General features: G+C 67.9%; 1 protein-coding gene. It reads left to right on the top strand.

All coding sequences use genetic code 11. The features are described from left to right. A partial coding sequence (locus SB764_RS40735; protein ID WP_410866861.1) for a GntR family transcriptional regulator occupies positions 1-268 on the top strand: 268 nt, incomplete at both ends.

Raw genomic sequence — 268 nt, 5'->3', positions numbered from 1 at the left:
CGAGACGTACGAAACGCTGCGGCAATGGCTGACGATCGGCCGCTTCGTGCCGGGCGAGCGCATCAAGATCCGTCACGTCGCGGCGGAACTCGGCGTGGGCGAGATGCCGGTGCGCTCCGCTTTGCAACGCCTCGCGGCCGAATCGGCGCTGGTGAACGTACCCAATTGCGGCGTGACGGTGCCGCGTCTGTCCAGGGCGCAATTCGACGACGTGTTGCGCGTGCGGCTGATTCTCGAAGGCCAGGCCGCCGAACTGGGCGTCCCGCAC

Source organism: Paraburkholderia sp. SIMBA_027, assembly GCF_046535315.1.
Classification (GTDB): domain Bacteria; phylum Pseudomonadota; class Gammaproteobacteria; order Burkholderiales; family Burkholderiaceae; genus Paraburkholderia; species Paraburkholderia tropica.
The sequence above is the reverse complement of the archived record's forward strand: the minus strand, read 5'-3'. Positions and strand labels throughout refer to the sequence as shown.